At 47.4% G+C, this 291-nt stretch carries 1 pseudogene; it reads left to right on the top strand.

Annotated elements, in window-relative coordinates:
• A pseudogene (locus tag PVK71_RS20430) lies at positions 1-291 on the top strand (phage tail protein); the annotation flags it as partial.

Here is a 291-nt window from a genome sequence, read left to right as displayed (position 1 = left end):
TCACACCTTCACCTGCCGCATTGTGCCAATGGCAATCACGAAACCCTTACCTATTGAATTCAAACTCGATGACAAACGCATCTTCATTGGTACCATCGACACCATCAGCACCAATACCGCAAGCAGTGAATTCTCCATGAGTCTGTCTGGTCGCTCATTGAGTGCGAACATGATTGATTCAAAAATCACAATGGACGCGGTCTATGACGAAACCTTAGAGACTCTACTCATCAATACGAGCCGTGATTTCGGATTAACGGCTCGCTCGCTCGTTGATCCCTCCATGCTTGG

The sequence above is a fragment of the Aliivibrio sp. S4MY1 genome, from assembly GCF_028765545.1.
GTDB lineage: Bacteria > Pseudomonadota > Gammaproteobacteria > Enterobacterales > Vibrionaceae > Aliivibrio.
Note: the sequence above shows the minus strand (reverse complement) of the source record. Positions and strands in the feature narration are given on the sequence as shown.